Genomic DNA, 15798 nt, shown 5'->3' with positions numbered 1-15798 from the left:
CCGCTGCCGCAATTGCCTAAGGCAATTCCGATGGCAGAAAAAAAATGAGCCCGGAGGCTTAACGCGCTCCAGGCTCAATGCGTCGCGCGCCGCTACGGCACGCTTTTAAAAAGGTTATTTATACACTTCCGCTGTGGCTTCGAAGTTTGGACCATGCTCGCGCGCGGCGGTAATCACGTAATATTTTCCGCCTTTCTCATCGGCCAGCTTAGAGAGCTGATCGTGCAGATCGGAAGGTGAAGAGAACTCGCCACCGGACGGCCCTACCGAGATCGGTCCGACCTTGGTCAGTTTGAAGTGTTTCACTTCTTCTTTGGTGATCAACTGTGCGGCGGACGCGCCAAATGCAACGGCGGAAAGGGCTAACGCGACTATCACTTTTTTCATCCTGCAATCTCCTTGGAATTAGCCTTCAGTCAGGCTCTTTCAGTATAGACGGCGATTTACTGAGCGTGCTACCGATGCGCTTATTTTTCGGCCGAAGCGTTCAGTAACGCGGCGGTACCCCTTCCGGGCGAGTCTTAAAACGCCGGTGCAGCCACATATATTGCTCGGGCGCCATCAGGATGCACTGTTCGATAATCTGATTCATCCAGGCCGCCGTGACCTCGGCGCTCGCCAGCGGCGGCGTGCGCTCTGGCGTCAGAGAGATCAATTCATACCCCATGCCGTTGGGCTTGCGCCGCGGAACAAACGGCACAATCGTCGCCCCGGACATTTTCGCCAGCATCCAGGTGCCGGTGGTGGTCGCCGCCTGCTCGACGGCAAACAGCGGGGCAAAAACGCTGCTGGCCGGGCCGTAATCGTGATCTGGCGCGTACCAGAGGATCTCCCCCTCTTTCAGCGCCCTGACCATCCCTTTCAGATTTTTTCGATCCAGCATGGTCTTGTTCGAACGCAAGCGTCCCCAGGTCTGCAGCCAGTCAATCAGCGGATTATCATTGGGCCGGTAGACGCCAATGCCCGGGGTAAACATGCCATACATTCGCGCCCCCATTTCGAGGGTCAGAAAATGAATACCGATCAGTAAGATGCCCTGCTTTTGTTCCAGAAGCTCCACCACCTCGTTAACGCCGCTGGTCTCGGTCCAGCGCGCCACCCGGTGCGTCGGCCAGAACCAGGCCATGCCGGTCTCCATCAGCCCCATGCCCAGCGATTCAAAGTTTTTCACCAGCAGCGCCTCGCGGTCGGCGGCGCTCATCTCGGGAAAGCAGAGTTCGAGATTACGTCTGGCAATCCGCGCGCGGCTTTTCATCACCCGCATTGCCAGCCGCCCAAGCGCCGTTCCCAGACGGTAGATCACCGGATACGGTAATTGCACCAGCAGCCACAAAAAGCCAATTCCCAGCCACAACAGCCAGTAACGCGGGTGCAAAAGCGCGCGGGAAAATTTGGGTAAATTTGACATAGTAATCCTGTTAATTCACTCAATAATAGCTGAGCAAAAACCGCGAAATAAAGTAGCGGATCCTGCATGTTATATTTTTCCAATTCGTGCGGTAATACTCAGACACAAAGGGCGTTATTATACGTCGCTCCTTGAGTAATTTCAGCCCTTGCGATGACGGCTACTCTATTATTAGGCAGATCGCGTAAAATTTCCTGTTTAATGCATAAATAAATAAACCTAACCTCTACGGCGCGGCCGATTGTCGATAAAATCGCCAGTACATTTGCCTCAGCCTCTCGACCAGTGCCTCGTTTACTCACGCTCTATTATGGCGATAGCAAACGCAAACAGGCCGTTCAGCCCGGTCTGATATGGCCAGCATGCGGTTATTTGTGACTGGGGCAAAGGTTAAGCATCGACATTGCGGATCCTTTTCCCAGATATGCTACGTTTACAGCGCTCATTCGACGCAAGTGCCTTTGCCGACGTCGCCGCTTTCAGAAGCCATAGTGAGAAGGAACTATGACAATGAATTATCAATTAGTGAAGCAAGTCAGAGAAAATAGCCCATTAAGAAAAAGCTTCATTGACCTTGCCGTTAAGACTTTTGATCTGTCTTTTGAAGAGTGGTATCAGCAAGGTTACTGGACCGACGCCTATATCCCCTACGCCTTTGTCGAACGCAATAAAGTTATCGCTAACGCCTCGGCCAATATCATCGACCTGCGCTGGCAGGGCGAGCCCCGGCGTTATATTCAGATTGGCACCGTGATGACCGAACCGGACCACCGTAATAAGGGATTAGCCGGCCAGCTTATCCATCACATCCTGCAGGACTGGCAGCAGGAGGCGGACGCCTTCTTTTTATTCGCCAATCCCACCACGGTGGATTTTTACCCCAAATTTGGCTTCACCCGCAGCGAAGAGCATCAATATATTATGCCGGTTTCCCCGCGAGCCGGTGATTTTCGTAAACTGGATATGGACAGCGCTGACGATGTCGCCCTGCTCCGCCATTACTATGAAAAATCCAACCCGTTCTCACCGCTGCGGGTGGAGCATAACTTTGGCCTGCTGATGTTTTACTGCTCAGCCTTTATGAAGCATTTTGTTTATTACTCGGCAAAAAATGAGGCAGTGGTCATCGCCATGCAAAACGGTCCGGTGCTGATCTGCTTTGACCTCTTCTGCGAGGAGGGTAAGAGCCTGTCGACGCTGGTCAACGAACTGGCCGATGACCATGTTTACCAGGCCATCCTCGGTTTTACCCCTAATGAAGACCGGCTCGGCGAGTATGAGAAAATAGAGGGAGAAGATATCCTCTTCGTCTATGACCAGAAGGAAAACCTGTTTAAAGACAGGAAGTTGATGTTTCCTTTACTGGCGCATGCCTGACGACGCCACGCCGTCAGGCCGATCAGTTATAAGTCACCACGAAGGTCGCGCTGGCGTTCGCCTCGCCCGCAGTCACTGCGGGCTGCGTCTGGATATAGCGGGCCTGATAGGATAAACGATAGTTCGTCTGACTGCCTTTATTCCCGGACCAGACCTGGCTCACCTGGTTTAGCGGCACCAGCGCGCCGCCGGCGCTGAGGATTTGCACGCCAAGTCCGGATGCGCCTTCAGGTTGGTCATCGATTTTAATCACCTCGTTGGCGGCGACAGCGCTGTCCACCGTCGCGTTAAACTGCATAAACACGCTGCCGACATTTTCACAGTTCGTCAGGTTGATGTTAAAAGGAACCGGGGCGGTGGTGCTGTTGAGCCCGGTAAACGCGGTTTTGTTATGCCGCCCGAGGAAGACGTTAATGTTTTTACTGTCGTCAGTAATCTTGCAGGTGGGTGATTTGACCTGAATACAGAGCCCACTGACGCTAAAGCGCATCGCCTGTACTCCGCCAAGATAAATATCGCCAAGGTAATCGTTAAGGCAATACTCGCCCGGCGGCGGTAGACCGCCGTTATCGGCAATCCGCCAGAAATAGATGGTCGGTTTTTTATTTTCCGCCTGAAATGCGCGCTGGCCGGAAAATACCGGCGCTGAGGGCCAGGCCGTGAACAGGGGATCGAAATTAATGCCATCCTGTTCCCCCATCTGGAAGCTGTAACCAATGCCCGGCAGGCGGTCGATGCTGTAGATATCCCCGGGCTTGCCGTCTCCCGCCGGGCCGACCCGTGAGCCGCCGATGCTCTGAAACCCGCCGGGCTCGCTGCCGCTGCAGGCGATCTCCCAGCGTTCGTTATTAGTGATAATCATCCCTCCGTAGCTGTATAGCAGGGAGCCGATGGGGCGATTGCTGACGTCAAGGTTGATACTGGCCTGGCTGACGTTCACTGAATACTCGATAGTTTTGCCACTGACCATCTGGCACGCTGCCGACAGCGAGGCGCAGTATCCGCCGGCCAGCAGAAGCGGTACCCCTGATGCGATGATTTTTTTCATATTACTTCTCCTTTATTCCCGGCCGGCAGACCTGATGCGGCGTACCGCGGCTAACCTGTTGCGCCGCGTCGCCGCGGATGGCATAGGCCAACCGGCAGCGTTGCCCGCTGCGTTCGCCCCATACTACCGAGACGCTGCCGTCGGCCTGCGGCACCCGGGCATACAGCAGCCCGCCCTGACCGACGGCGCCAACCGCCCGACCGCTGTCGTCAAACACCTCCGCGCCCAGCGGGGGCGCCGCGCCATCCGGCAGCGTGACATGGGCAAACCAGGGATAGCCGGTACGCGTGACAAATTTGACCTTCACCGCCGCGCCCGAATCGGGCACCACCGTCGTGCTGCTGGAGACAATCTCCACATGGTCGTTCAGACCCTGCGGATCGAGATCCAGCCAGTTATCGGTAAAGGGATCGAGGTAAGGGATGATCGTAAAACCCTGGCGGTTTATCGGCTGTCCGAGGCGGTTTGCCACCCGAGCGCCCGCCGCGCCGGGCGCTTCCACAATGGCGAAGGTTTCCCCCAGTTCGGGGGTGGCGGTCATTCCGCCCTGATGCGCCACCAGGGCGCCCGATGCCCCCAGCGAGTACTGCTGCTGGTGGCGACCGGCGCTGGCGCTGGCATTCAGGTACGCATAATCCGTACGCAGGCTACCGTTGCCCCCAACGCTGGCCTCGTGCGGGTTCTCCCGCGGCATGTCGTAGCTGGCGGTCAGGCCATAGCTAAAGGCATTTTTCTCGCCAGCGCTGCCGGTATAGCTGGACTGCAGCTGGCTGCCGTAGTTCTTATCATGGTTAAAGCGGGTAGTCAGGCTGCCCGCCAGCCCGAACGGCAGCGAAAAGGAGACGCCCACCACCTGATTATTGCGGTGATGAATATCCTGACTCTGCTGGGCGTACAGGTAGTAATTGAGCTGACCATAGCGGTTGGCGTACCCCAGCTGATAGGAGCGCCAGCGGTGGTGGCGGACATCCTCACTCCAGATTCCGTTAAACGACAGGCTGCCGCTGCCGGCCTGCTGAGACAACGTCGCGCTGTAGCGGGTCATCTCCCGCCAGTCGTTGGGGTGACGGTCGTGCTCCTGGACGGCGTCGCGAATGGAACGATAGTTGCCGTCGTTGCTGTGGCTCATCGAGACCAGCATCCGCGTATCGGACGCGAAGGATTTTGATGCGGATACCCGCCAGCGATACCCCTCCTGCCAGCCGCGTTCCCTGCCCTTCGCCGCAGAACGGGAAAGATCGACCGCCAGCGCCCCCCAGTAGGTATTGAAGGCGCTGCCGACCAGCGTCGAGTAATAATCCGTCGTCGCGTTGGCGCCGGTATAGCCGCTGACATAGTCATTGAAGCCGTACTGCACCGTGGCTTCGCCAAATCCCGGCCGCCCGGCGATCCCGTCCTCATCCAGATAGCCCAGCGACAGGTCATAGTAGACCGCGCCTGCCCGCACCAGGCCAGGCAGCGCGGCGTACGGCACGGTAAAGGTCTCCTGACTGCCGTCCGCCTCATGGATCGTTACCTGTAAATCGCCGCCGGCGTTGGTGGGATAGAGATCGTCAAAGGTGAATTTGCCCGGCGGAACCGTGGCCTCGTACAACAGGGCGCCGTTCTGGGTGACCGTCACGCGGGCATTGGTGCGCGCCACGCCGCTAACCGACGGCGCAAAGCCGCGGCGGGAGCCCGGCAGCATGCGCACATCGGTAGCCAGCCTGCCGCCGATAAAACTGACGCTGTCAAAGAAGGTTCCGTCGGTCCATCCCTGACCCAGCCGTAACGTGGACGCCCAGTTCACTACACTTCTCTCAGCCCAGGTGGCAATGCTATCCCAGTGTGTATTCCCCTCCTGCGCCTGGTAGCTGGACTGGTGATGTAAACGCCAGCCAAAGGCGCGCAGGCTGGCATCCAGCCCGAGATAATGATGGCTGCTGCTATCCCCGTCGACGATGCTCTGATAGCTGTTGGCCTGATAGCGCAGCACTGCGGCGGGCACGCCGCTATCCACCTTCTTCAGGTTCACCGCCCCCCGATAATGGGGTTGCAGCAGCGCCTGGGGCATATTCACCCGCAGGACGTTTTCCCCGCTGTCATACTCCCAGCCGATCGCCTTATTGATCTGCGAAAAGCGCAGGCAGGTGGCCGCCGCCGGCCACTGGGCGTCCTTCAGCTGCAGGGCGTCGAACAGCGAGGGCGAGATGCAGGGCTCAAGCTGGCCATCGCGTTCCTGGATAACAAACGTTTCTTCCGCCAGGTCCCGGCCATTCACCGAGAGCGTGCTGCGATACTGTCCGGCGTGCAGCGGATTACCGTATTGATATTTCTGGAGATCAACCTGCGCGGCGCCGTGCAAATGGGCGCGGTTAAAACTAAACGCCTCTGCCGCCCATGCCTCCTGCCAGGGAAGGAGCAGCATCAACCCAAACTTGATCTCCCTGAGTTTCATAATAATGTCCTTACTGAGGATAATTATGATTCACTACCGCGCCGTAATCATTGATGGTGGTGAAGCTGAATTTCTCCGGCAGCGTACGCAGCGCGACCCCTTTAAGCGCGATTTCCAGCGAGGAAAAAGGGGCGACCATGCCAGCGGACTGTTTTTGTCCGTTAAGGGTGATGCTGTCGATGGTGATATAGCGCGATGAGGCATTGCTCACCCGCAGCCCATTGCCCGTGGGAGCCAGCGCCCAGCGCAGGGCATTCTCCGGCGCCATTTTTTCCGCCGCCACGCCTGCCGGACGGTAAAACAGCTTGATACGCGACCGTATCGCGAGCTGGAGGTAATTGATTGCCGTGCCGTTTTTCGGCTCAGGTGGGATGTCCAGCAGATTAAACCAGAACAGCGACTCCCGATCCTGCGGCAGACGGCTGCCGTTGAACACCAGGCGCCAGCTTTGGCCCTTTCCCGGCTCGATACGCACAATCGGCGGCAGCACAATAAACGGCGCCGAATCTTTTTCCGGTTGATTTTGCACGCGGCCATCGTCGACCCAGACCTGCGTCAGAGAGGGGGTCTCCCCCATATTGGTGGCCCGGACGGCGATCTCTTTTTTGTCGCCGGGAAAAATAATCCGTGTGCCGTCAATAACCATGCTGGCGTCCGCCGAGGGTAAAATGCAGGACAGCAGCCATGCCAGAACCATACGCCGCATATTCACCTCCTCCTTGCCGGGTGGATAAACGGCCCCTGAGCGGGGCCGTGGACAGGGTTTACGGATAGACCACCGTAAAGTTGACGTAGGTAGCGACTTTTCCAGCCGTAGCGGCGTCGGTCGCATAGTAGCGGGCATAGAAAGGCAGCGAGGCGGAACCATCCTGCTCAGCCACCGCCACCGGGATCACGTCCGGGCGAGCAATGGTGCCGTCTGCAGCGACCGCCGGGCTCTCCGCGAGGTTAATCGGCGTAAACCGGGTGTTCAGCAGTTCCACATCGACGTTTTCTGCTTCCGTGCCGTCAGACAGGGTATTTTTTAGTCGGCCCTCCGTGGAAACGTATTGATCTTTCTCGAAGTACACCGAGACATCAGCCCCTGGGGTGCAGCTCGTCAGATCGATGGTGAAGGGAACCACGCCCGCCGTCTCACCCGCGCTGCTGAGCGCTGAACGCTGGACCGTCGGCAGGGTCACCGTCTTATCTTTATTCACTACCGTACAAGTATTTTCGATGACTTCACCATTAAAGGTGACTTTGCCATCAGCAGCCTGTGCCGCTACCGGAGAAAGCATCATCATCACCACGAAAGATGCCATTCCTCTGCTGTATTTTTTCATATTCACTCCTCATCACCACGCTTATGGAGAATCGTTCAGGAAATACCCCTGGCGTACTTTATACGTACAATTTATTAATGCTCATTCCATTGGATTAACCAGTTATCTTTTAACCCCTTCCCTGCACTGACATCCTACTCACTTCATTGTTTATTATTCAAATTCGCCACCAGGACCATTTCTACTTTTTATAGAAAAGTCTTAACACCACTCTGAAAAAGAAATAAAACAAATGCACAATAAAAGCACAACTTATTGTAAATAAATGATAATTTTTATTATATGTTTTCCATAAAATATTCGCAAAATGCGATCTAAATATCTCACCCTCATTATTAACCACCTCCTCCCACGTTCTCCCCCCTCGATTGAAAGCGCAGGGAGTATGTTATTTCAGACGGGTATTCTCTACAGTAAATTGTCGAATCAGGCAGGACAGCATGCACAGCGTATTTATGCCAGGAGGTCATTATGTTGATCTGCATTGCGGATTCAGAATATTTTAATATTGCGCTGAAGGCGTATATTAATGAACCAAACAGCAAGCCTCTGGATATTAAAGAAATGCTCTGTTACCCGTTTAGCGGACAGAGTGAGATGTTCTATACTTTTTTTGCGACCGATGCCGGAGCCCGGTTAAGCACCATCCTTATTGATTACAGCAGCGTCAGCATCGAAGTACTGCAGGTCGCGCTCAGTTTAAAATCGTTTAATCCCCTGATCCGGATCTTTATTTTTGCCAAATCAGGCTACCCGTTGAGCGATCTCGAAAGCAGCCTCGCCATTGTGCTCGGCGCAGAGTTCATCACCAGTTTTGCCGGGCTCAGTACAGCGCTTGCCCGCGCTCCGCGCTGGACGTCGCCCCCCGCCGACAAGCTCTATATCGCCATACCTGACAGCTATAACCTGACCCGTAAGGAAACTTTTTTAATCAGCCTGTTGATGGGGGGAATGCCGTTGTGTCACGTGGCCAGCACCATGCAGCTCACGATCAAACGGGTCTACTACTACCGTTCACGCGTCCTTAGCAAGCTGGCGGTGAAAAATAACGTGGAACTGATGAACAAAGTTCAGGGGATGGTGTTGCGCCACTACCGACAGGAGACAGGCCATGAAATCGTATCTCTACGCTAAAAATCGCCTTATGTTGATTATCCTGAGCTGGCTAAGCGCAGACGAGGCGTTGCCATCTCGTCACGATTTCCAGCAGACTGAAGCCATCCTCAGCACCCTGCATATACCGTATGTGCTGAAGTCTGACCTTGATCAACTGAGAGCTACGCTACAGCCATTACTCGCCACACCCGGACCTCAAGCCTGTGAGGTAGGCGCTTTTCTCAGCGCCCTGTTGGCGCTGTATACCCGGTTAACCGAATATACCGCCGTCGAGCACTATCTGCTCTCCCGGCATCTCTAAGTAGCAACCCGCCTGGGCAGGAGGCGCCGCGCGCCTCCTGCCCGTACGCATTACCTTGGGTCAACAGACTGCTCGCCGCGTCGGGAGACGTAATCCCGATAGCCCTCGCCAACGTAAATCTGCCGTGGCCGGTAGATGGTCAGCGGCGCCTGGTGCATCTCGTTCCAGTGCGCCACCCAACCGACCGTCCGACCGACCGCGGTGACCACCGCAAACATCGACGAAGGCAGATTCATCGCCTTGAGGATCACCGCGGTATAGAAATCCACGCTTGGCGACAGGCCATTGTCCACAAAATAGGGGTCGGTCAGCGCCACGTCCTCAAGGGCCATCGCCACCTGCAGCAAACGGTCGGACATGCCTACCTCCGCCAGTACCCGATGGCTGGTTTCACGCAGGATCCCGGCGCGCGGATCGCGGTGACGGTAGCGCGAGTTGCCAAAACCCAGCCGGCGAAATGCCTGCGGATCGCGCTTCGCCTGGCGCAGAAACGCCGGAACCTGATCGACGCTTTCAATCTCCTCCAGCATTCGCATGCTCGATTCATTGGCGCCACCGTGCATTGGCCCCCACAGCGACGCCAGCCCGGCGGCGATGCAGGCGAATAAATTCGCCCCGGAGGAGCCCGCCGCACGCACCGTGGTGGTCGAGGCGCACTGCCCGTGATCGGCATGGAGCACCAGGATCTGGTTCATCGCCTGCTCGATGACCGGATTCAGAACATATTTCTCCGCCGGGATAGCAAACAGCATCTGCAGGAAATTTCCGGCATAGGAGAGATCGTTGCGCGGATACGCGGCGGGTTGTTCAATGGTGTACTTGTAGCTCATGGCGGCGATAGTGGGCATTTTCGACAGCAGCCGGGTGGCGGCCAGCGCCCGGTGCTGCGGATTTTCCACATCCAGGACATCATGATAGAACGCCGCCAGCGCCCCCACCAGGGCGCACATCAGCGCCATCGGGTGCGAATCGCGACGAAAGCCGCTGCACATGCGGGCTATCTGCTCGTGGACCAGAGTATGGCGGGTGATGGTCTCGCGAAAGGTTTGATAGCTGGCCTCATCCGGCGCGTCACCGTTCAGCATGATGTAGGCCACTTCGAGAAAATCGCACTGGCGAGCCAGCTGATCTACCGGATAGCCGCGGTGCAGCAGCACGCTGTTTTCCGTATCGATCCACGAGATCGCCGACTGGCATCCGGCGGTATTGGCGAAGCCGGGGTCATAGCTGCAGAATCCGGACTGATTTAGCCCGCGCATGTCGACTCCCACCGGCCCCCGCGTTCCCGGCACCTGCGGCAGGGCGATGGGCGGTTGTTGCCCGGCAAAAGAAAGCGTTAACGGTGTAGTGCTCATCCTGTTAGTCCCCCAGCAAGCTTATCAGCGACCTGAAGTCATTCTTCAGGCGGAAAGACCAACATAACCAATGTGATGCCGCTTATTCATTGATGTCATCACTATAACCCTGACAAAGAGGATATTTTACTGGCCTTCACGGGGAAACAGGCCGTCTTTCCCCAGCCCACCGCCGGATAGCGGCACAAATCGCCAAGGATAAAGGCGATCATCGCTGTCAAAATTTACGCTGAGTAAAGAAAGGATGAAGAAGAGCTACCATGAATTTTGTGCTGTCGATGACCCTCATCTGCATTACCATCGCCTGGCTGATGATGAGCCTGCTGCCGGTGTAGATGTACCGCTAACCGCCACGCCAGTGGTCTGGATAACCCCTCCTTCAATTGATTTCCGCCGAGGTCTTCGCCTCTGAGGTTTCACAAGAGCCATATAAGAAGTACTGGTTGCATATCAGGCTGTTGCGTTTTCCCGCCGAGGGGTAGGCTAAAAGCCCACTGTTAAGGAGGTGATATGTCTGGACTGATCAATCCACATGCGGCCCCGGAAGAAGCAGCCTATGCGCTGCTGATTGAGCTCGTTCGCGCCCAGCGCGTGCCGCAATATGAAGGCGAAATTTCCGGCCTGCTGGCGATGTACGACGAAGCTGTTAAACACTTTAAAGAGAAAGAGACCGAGCGTTAGGCGTGGACATCGTGGTGTGAGGAAAACGTGACGCCTGCGGGAGACGCGCAGGCGTTGGCTGGATAGCGGCTTGCGTCATCAGCTGCCGCGGTAGGTAGAGTATCCGTACTGACTGAGCAGCAGCGGGATATGCAGTTTTTGATTTTGCTTTGTGACATTGAAAATAACCGGGACCACCGGGAAGAACGTATTCATGTTTTGGCTTTTAAAATAGTCACCGGTTTTAAACGTCACTTTATAAACCCCCGGCTCCATATTCTCCGCCTGCGGATAGAGCGATTTAATCCGCCCATCGGCATCCGTTTTACCGGTGGCGATATGCTGCCAGCTCTCCCCCTGCTGTTTATCCAGCTCAATCTGCACCCCCGGTGAAGGGAGCCCGGTTTGCTGATTAAGAATGTGTACGCTGAGCGTCCCCTCTGGCGCCGCCAGCGCGCTGAAGCTGAGCAGGGAAATTACGGAGGCGATAACTAATTTCATAATCGTGACCTTATTGGGCAAGTGAAAGTGCCCTAACTATAGTCAGCGCGGCGGGGAAAAAAATTAAACTTTTTGTTATCAGATTGCGGTTATTTGGTCTGCCCCCTTCCCGTAGGCCGACGAGCTGGCCTCATCATAGAGAGAGGATATGTCTGCTGAGAAGGCTATCCGCAAGCAAAAGATTTGCGGCCAGAGCCTGGCACTCTCGCACGCCTCACAGCGCATGGTCGTGTTTCTGACTACGTTGCCTACTTATTTTCATGCAGCATGATTAGCGTGTTACGCTCAAGCTCACCTCTCTTCCTGAAACTGATAAGAATGGTGAGCGACTTGACGCCTGATATATTCCGGCTTTTAAAAGACATCCTTGTTTTTAGGGTATCGTGCTTCTGCAGTATCGGATTGCTTTATTCCAGCCATCGATCAAGATGTTATCTCTGTTATCAAAACGAACCCGTAAGCCTGTACCGTTTAAACTTTCCGTGACCATAATCGAAATGGCTGAGTTCATATTTTGTTTCGTTAAGAAAAGCTTACCCTCATCAGTTAACTGGCTATCATCAAGAATAAAACCGTTAATTTTCGCACCGGTTTTAAGGCATCGAACGGTTGTCTGCGGGTTTGAAACAAAACTGACATTCATCGTTTGCAAGTTTCCAATACTCGTCATAAACACAGAGCAACCAGCGATAAGTGTTCCTGAAAAAAAGAGGCAAATTACCTTTAAAAAATAAGATGGTTTTTTCATAAAACACCCTAAATTTGAGATATTCCATTTTTACCATGCCAGCCTTAAAGCGTAGCTGGCATTAGGTATTTATGTTATTAACTATTAAAATTAGCGCGGGGATACTGTCGTTTGCCCACCTACGGATGAAATGGCAACTCGTTGCCCTACCGAGAATCGCGTTGGCCCCTGACGTTGTACGACCATGAACGTTCTTCCATCATCTAAGCGTATTTCAAGCTCGACCCCTTGAACAAGATTCATTCTTGCCTGAACCGCCTGACCAGCTAAACCTCCCGCAACAGCGCCAGTCGCCGTCGCCAGTCTTTGGCCTGAACCGCCACCGACGGCACTTCCCGCTACACCACCAATGACACCTCCGGCGACAGCGCCAAGCGCATTGCTGTTATCACCCGCCTGAATTTGCACCGCTCTGACTGACACCAGCTGGCCATAAAAAACTTGTTGTACGCGTCCAGCCGTGGCTGAAGAATGGACATCACCTGAAAGATGACTGGTATTGGTACATCCAGCAATAACTAATGTAAAAGCAATTAAGCACATTTTTTTAAGCATGTTAACCTCTCCATTTGCTGCATATTAACGTCATCATTTCATAAATAATCAGCTGGACAATAATGATAAAAGTTTACTGGTATAATATGTATTATAGGCTTTAATCATTACGTCATCCTGAAAAAATTTGAAGATGAAGGGCAAGGGCTCACCAACCCCATTTGACGCCAGCAATAATCTACTAAGCTCTGATAATTGGGCATATCATGCAACGTCTCCCCCACCGCTGCCGGGTCCCAGGTCACAACCAACTATTTCAATGACCTCAATCCCGTCGTTTCATAACCGCGTATTTGTTTTGATATTTCTGTCGCGGGCCAGATCAATGGGCGGTGATAATGATCATGTTATTCCGGCTATTGTAGCCGGGATCAATCACCACGCTGTCGCCTGTACTTCCCGTCGTGGAAGCACTCTGGCTCTGAGTGGGGTCCGCTTCACACAGGTCGTGCGGTAACTGGCTGGCAGAAGCGGGATTCAGCACTGACACGCCGGTGATGGTCAGCATGGAACAGGAACGGCTGTGATTGAGCCGGTCAGGTGCTGACGGCTAAAAAGAAGATCCAGGTGCGATTGCCGGGATGCTTACATCGCAAGCATGCCGCCTGCGCATCTTCACTACCGCCAAGTAAATTATTCTCTACAACAACTCACTCGGGTAGCGTTATTTGCGTCTGTTTTTCCTATAGTGCTGGTAGTACACAAACCAGCAACCTATAGCTCCAATAACGCCACCAACAACGCTGCCTTTCAAAATTTTCACATAATCGATGGATAATAAATCCACAGTCAATCCGCTAGTACTAAAATAAAATAATTTTATTAAAATTTGAGTGGCAACCGTTGCAATAAATATTCCAATAGGTAAAGCAATCACTAAGTAGAGCAGGCTCAAAAGCCATTTTGAGAGTGAAAATTTCATTTCTGCCCCTCCGTTGTTTTTCCTGCTTGATCATTGCCATATTCTGTTGTGACTGAACCAGTTATGTTGCCAGCAACGCCGGGCACTGGATTAATCGGCAGAGGTTTGGATATCCCCATTCCAACATCTGTCCAGATCCAATCTTTCCATGGCTTCATTGGATTAAGGACTTTATCAAACGGTAATTCAACCAGTTTACCTGCACCATAACCCAGCCCGGAAGCAGCCCCGCTGATCAATCCACCTTTCAGAGGATCATCACCTTTGAGATAATTTGATGTGGCACCACTACCAGCATTAACTGCCATCGTTCCCCACACTCCGGTTCCTGCTGTGAATGCGCCGGTCCAGTATCCCAGAATAACGTCATTTGGATTTACTTCACCGTTAATCAGAAGGCCCACTCCAGCATTAGCTCCAGCACCTATCAGGCTGGTTGTAGCTGCTGCTCCCGGTAATAATGGCCATGCCATTGCACTACCTATTGCGGCTACTGCCGTTTCGCATGACACCGGCGTTCCACCACTGCACGCTTCCCTGATTTGCTCCTGCTGCTCTTTTGTCCATGACTCAACTGTTCCCGGCTTGTTGGCCTCTATCGCTGCCAGCACATGCGCCAGCGAGTTATTCTCAACCGCGTTCTTCCCGGCCTGAGCGCCCGCCACGGCTGACGCCGTACTGTTCCCGGCCAGACCGCCTGCCATCCCCGCTGAAATAGTGGCCAGCGTACTCACAGTCTGCATCTGTGCTTCTGTCAGTGTGGACAAATCCGTCACATCCGGGTACAGCATGCCCGCTATTGCCTTCGCGGCCAGTTCACCTGCTGCCGAACCTGCTGCGCCCGCCGCCGCACTGTTGCCCTGCAGCGCCGCCACCGCACCGCCCAGGATAGCGTGCGCCACCATCGCGGCACCGTCACTCAGCCCTGAACCGTGACCGATAAGATTCGCCAGCTCCGGCGCCGATGCCCCTGCCAGCGCCCCGGCGATATCACCGCCCGCCAGTCCCTGCAGCGCTGCCGTGGCTGCCTGGATACCCCGCTGGATATCGCTGCCCGTGCCGTATTTCGCCTGTTCATCTTTGTACGTCTGCGTCTCTTTAAGCTGCTCCGCTGACATTGCCGGATGAACCTCGGTTAATCCAAGGAATTACCGTAGGGGCTTAGCAACGTCAACGGGTTGCAGAAAAAATGACGGTTAAAAAGAAGATCCGGAATTCGTCGGGATCTTCTTTTTACTCTTTTCTTATGTATATCAGTAAACCATTTTTATTTTTTATCGGTTGTGGGGGATCAAGACGCTTAACCGTCGTGTCAACAGTAAAATCTTCATCAAAATCAGCAATAATTTCAGTTTCTATTACTGACACTAGCTCTTTATCATCATCATCAATTTGTCCATCAAAATAAAATAGTAAGCTAATGTTCTTACCTGATAATTCAGCAACAACAGCTCTGATATTAGGAGTCACATTTCCAAATAAAGCTCTTTGCACTGAAAGTTTTAAATACACATTTGAATCATATAAAACCATTATATATTCCTTAGTTACTCTGATGGTCTTGCAGGAACAATATGCACACCATTTTTACCATAGTGAACTATGCCGTTTGTTGTCGGTGTGGACACTCCAGTCTGAGGGTCAATATAGTTTCCAATATTTTGACCATAGTTTATTCGTTCCTTAGAACCAGGGGTACCGACTGGGGTATTACCTACCTGCTGACCAGTTCCCAATTTGGGTAAAAATAAATCAGGTGAGACAGTAAGAATACTTTTATTCAAACCTGCTTCCGATGCTATTTTATACTCATTAGTTCCAGGTAAGTGTTTGTTCTGTTGTCCTTTATTAATCGTAAACTTACCAATCCCACCACCGCCTTTCAGCGGATCGCCATCAGCCCCTTCAATACCTATCTTCAGCATCGGGTTGATATCGAAGATCTTATCTTTCTTACTCAGCGAGTTATTCTCCGCCGCGTTCTTCCCGGCCTGCGCGCCCGCCACGGCTGACGCCGTACTGTCCCCGGCCAGACCGCCTGCCAT

At 53.7% G+C, this 15798-nt stretch carries 19 protein-coding genes and 1 pseudogene; 5 read left to right on the top strand and 15 right to left on the bottom strand.

The window, feature by feature from the left end:
- Positions 1 to 114: 114 nt before the first annotated feature.
- On the bottom strand, positions 115 to 387 hold the full coding sequence (locus NKJ21_RS23910) for a DUF1471 domain-containing protein (protein WP_002892402.1): 273 nt from the start codon (positions 385 to 387) through the stop codon (positions 115 to 117).
- Positions 388 to 487: 100 nt separating this feature from the next.
- Positions 488 to 1408 carry a Kdo(2)-lipid IV(A) acyltransferase gene (locus NKJ21_RS23905; RefSeq protein ID WP_008805482.1) on the bottom strand — a complete coding sequence of 307 codons (921 nt, stop codon included), beginning with the start codon at positions 1406 to 1408 and terminating at the stop codon, positions 488 to 490.
- A gap of 510 nt (positions 1409 to 1918) precedes the next feature.
- Between NKJ21_RS23905 and NKJ21_RS23900 the strand changes: the two genes are divergently transcribed.
- The gene (locus tag NKJ21_RS23900; protein WP_012542565.1) at positions 1919 to 2785 is read left to right on the top strand and encodes a GNAT family N-acetyltransferase; all 867 of its coding nucleotides are present in this window, start codon (positions 1919 to 1921) and stop codon (positions 2783 to 2785) included.
- Positions 2786 to 2807: 22 nt separating this feature from the next.
- Here the strand turns inward: NKJ21_RS23900 and NKJ21_RS23895 are convergent, their stop codons facing one another.
- From NKJ21_RS23895 to NKJ21_RS23880, 4 genes are read right to left on the bottom strand one after another with little or no spacing between them, the layout of a single operon-like run.
- A complete protein-coding gene (locus NKJ21_RS23895; RefSeq protein ID WP_008805480.1) occupies positions 2808 to 3833 on the bottom strand; it encodes a fimbrial protein in 1026 nt (341 codons plus the stop codon).
- Between the two features lies 1 nt (position 3834).
- On the bottom strand, positions 3835 to 6270 hold the full coding sequence (locus NKJ21_RS23890) for a fimbria/pilus outer membrane usher protein (protein WP_239270568.1): 2436 nt from the start codon (positions 6268 to 6270) through the stop codon (positions 3835 to 3837).
- Between the two features lie 10 nt (positions 6271 to 6280).
- Positions 6281 to 6976 carry a molecular chaperone gene (locus NKJ21_RS23885; RefSeq protein ID WP_008805478.1) on the bottom strand — a complete coding sequence of 232 codons (696 nt, stop codon included), beginning with the start codon at positions 6974 to 6976 and terminating at the stop codon, positions 6281 to 6283.
- 58 nt (positions 6977 to 7034) lie between these two features.
- The gene (locus NKJ21_RS23880; protein ID WP_012542568.1) at positions 7035 to 7595 is read right to left on the bottom strand and encodes a fimbrial protein; all 561 of its coding nucleotides are present in this window, start codon (positions 7593 to 7595) and stop codon (positions 7035 to 7037) included.
- Positions 7596 to 8066: 471 nt separating this feature from the next.
- Here NKJ21_RS23880 and NKJ21_RS23875 point away from each other — a divergent pair, with 471 nt between their 5' ends.
- Both NKJ21_RS23875 and NKJ21_RS23870 read left to right on the top strand, forming a co-directional pair.
- Positions 8067 to 8729: a LuxR C-terminal-related transcriptional regulator gene (locus tag NKJ21_RS23875; RefSeq protein WP_012968790.1), complete on the top strand. Its 663-nt coding sequence runs from the start codon at positions 8067 to 8069 to the stop codon at positions 8727 to 8729.
- The gene (locus tag NKJ21_RS23870) at positions 8707 to 9012 is read left to right on the top strand and encodes a hypothetical protein (protein ID WP_022064705.1); all 306 of its coding nucleotides are present in this window, start codon (positions 8707 to 8709) and stop codon (positions 9010 to 9012) included. Before NKJ21_RS23875 ends, NKJ21_RS23870 begins: the two co-directional genes overlap by 23 nt.
- 50 nt (positions 9013 to 9062) lie before the next feature.
- On the opposite strand, the gene NKJ21_RS23865 is transcribed toward NKJ21_RS23870, so the two are convergent.
- Both NKJ21_RS23865 and NKJ21_RS23860 read right to left on the bottom strand, forming a co-directional pair.
- A complete protein-coding gene (locus NKJ21_RS23865) occupies positions 9063 to 10367 on the bottom strand; it encodes a citrate synthase (protein WP_038422199.1) in 1305 nt (434 codons plus the stop codon).
- A gap of 45 nt (positions 10368 to 10412) precedes the next feature.
- Positions 10413 to 10553 (bottom strand): annotated as a pseudogene (locus NKJ21_RS23860) (hypothetical protein).
- A gap of 324 nt (positions 10554 to 10877) precedes the next feature.
- On the opposite strand from NKJ21_RS23860, the gene NKJ21_RS23855 reads away from it, so the two are divergent.
- Positions 10878 to 11048, top strand: a complete 171-nt coding sequence (locus NKJ21_RS23855) for a hypothetical protein (protein ID WP_002892370.1) — start codon at positions 10878 to 10880, stop codon at positions 11046 to 11048.
- Between the two features lie 78 nt (positions 11049 to 11126).
- Here NKJ21_RS23855 and uraH read toward each other — a convergent pair whose 3' ends face one another.
- The 3 genes from uraH to NKJ21_RS23840 all read right to left on the bottom strand — a co-directional run bounded on the left by uraH (position 11127) and on the right by NKJ21_RS23840 (position 12831).
- Complete coding sequence (gene uraH, locus NKJ21_RS23850; RefSeq protein WP_008805473.1) at positions 11127 to 11528, bottom strand: hydroxyisourate hydrolase; 402 nt, start codon at positions 11526 to 11528, stop codon at positions 11127 to 11129.
- 373 nt (positions 11529 to 11901) lie between these two features.
- On the bottom strand, positions 11902 to 12276 hold the full coding sequence (locus NKJ21_RS23845; RefSeq protein ID WP_139788730.1) for a hypothetical protein: 375 nt from the start codon (positions 12274 to 12276) through the stop codon (positions 11902 to 11904).
- Between the two features lie 90 nt (positions 12277 to 12366).
- Positions 12367 to 12831, bottom strand: a complete 465-nt coding sequence (locus NKJ21_RS23840; RefSeq protein WP_071787335.1) for a glycine zipper 2TM domain-containing protein — start codon at positions 12829 to 12831, stop codon at positions 12367 to 12369.
- 425 nt (positions 12832 to 13256) lie between these two features.
- Here NKJ21_RS23840 and NKJ21_RS27885 point away from each other — a divergent pair, with 425 nt between their 5' ends.
- Positions 13257 to 13358, top strand: coding sequence for a SymE family type I addiction module toxin (locus NKJ21_RS27885; protein WP_071787500.1), 102 nt, complete (start codon positions 13257 to 13259; stop codon positions 13356 to 13358).
- Positions 13359 to 13495: 137 nt separating this feature from the next.
- Here NKJ21_RS27885 and NKJ21_RS23830 read toward each other — a convergent pair whose 3' ends face one another.
- The 4 genes from NKJ21_RS23830 to NKJ21_RS23815 form a co-directional block, all read right to left on the bottom strand.
- Entirely contained in the window at positions 13496 to 13753 is a 258-nt protein-coding gene (locus NKJ21_RS23830) for a hypothetical protein (protein ID WP_023297152.1), read from the bottom strand.
- Complete coding sequence (locus tag NKJ21_RS27710) at positions 13750 to 14871, bottom strand: VENN motif pre-toxin domain-containing protein (protein ID WP_239270567.1); 1122 nt, start codon at positions 14869 to 14871, stop codon at positions 13750 to 13752. Before NKJ21_RS27710 ends, NKJ21_RS23830 begins: the two co-directional genes overlap by 4 nt.
- A gap of 115 nt (positions 14872 to 14986) precedes the next feature.
- Positions 14987 to 15286 (bottom strand): hypothetical protein, encoded by a 300-nt coding sequence (locus NKJ21_RS23820; protein WP_032105472.1) that lies wholly within the window; start codon positions 15284 to 15286, stop codon positions 14987 to 14989.
- Positions 15287 to 15300: 14 nt separating this feature from the next.
- Positions 15301 to 15798: polymorphic toxin type 50 domain-containing protein (locus NKJ21_RS23815; protein WP_254733255.1), on the bottom strand; the 498-nt coding region annotated here is incomplete at its 5' end.

It is taken from the genome of Klebsiella sp. SWET4, assembly GCF_024296565.1.
Taxonomy (GTDB): domain Bacteria; phylum Pseudomonadota; class Gammaproteobacteria; order Enterobacterales; family Enterobacteriaceae; genus Klebsiella; species Klebsiella variicola.
The sequence above is the reverse complement of the archived record's forward strand: the minus strand, read 5'-3'. Positions and strand labels throughout refer to the sequence as shown.